This is a genomic window from Allokutzneria sp. NRRL B-24872 (assembly GCF_002155965.1).
Classification (GTDB): Bacteria; Actinomycetota; Actinomycetes; order Mycobacteriales; family Pseudonocardiaceae; genus Allokutzneria.
Genome location: NZ_MUMH01000464.1, coordinates 1 through 705 on the forward strand (window position 1 = coordinate 1; position 705 = coordinate 705).

General features: G+C 65.0%; 1 pseudogene. It reads right to left on the minus strand.

Going from position 1 to position 705, the window contains the following annotated elements:
- Positions 1–235: pseudogene (locus CCN37_RS38705) on the minus strand (hypothetical protein); the annotation flags it as partial.
- Between the last annotated feature and the right edge of the window lie 470 nt (positions 236–705).

Here is a 705-nt window from a genome sequence, read left to right on the forward strand (position 1 = left end):
CCCCGGTGGTGGCGTAGGCGAGGAAGACGAAGATGTTGACGGCGGTGGCGAGCAGGGCCGCGGCGACGCCCAGACCGGCCAGCTGGGTGGTGCCCAGATGGCCGACGACGGCGCTGTCGACCATGACGAAGAGGGGTTCCGCCACGAGTGCGCCGAAGGCGGGAAGCGCGAGTGCGACGATCTCGCGGTCGTGGTGGCGCAGGGTGTTCCGCGCGCTCGTGGGGGCCTGTGTCATGAGGGCAATGTAATCGTCCACAGGTAAGAGACACAAGCTATCTACGATCCTTACAAGGCGGCGTGCGGGACGATCTTCTCTGCGCCCTTTGTCGTGATCTTGCGCCGGGGGCGGAAGTTTTTCTTCTGCACAGCTTCTGGATAGAGAAACCGCAGGTCAGGGTTGGGCTCTCGGGGTGATTGTGTGTTTGTCCACAGCGCTGTCCCCCGACCCGTGCACAGGTTCGCGCGACTTACCCACAGGATGGATCCCATCATCCACATGCCCTGTGGATAACCAAGTTGGCTGGCGGTCCCGACGGGCCTACCGTGGTCCGGCGCCCGCCACCCGATTCGGCCCTGGAATCCCCAGCCTCCGATGCGCCGTGTCCGGAAAGCCGGCCGCTCAGTTGTGTCATAGCCGTGCCGTAAGAAGGACGGGCACGGCGAGGTTCGCTTCGCGGACGGGAGGAGGTGACGGGGTGAGCGTTC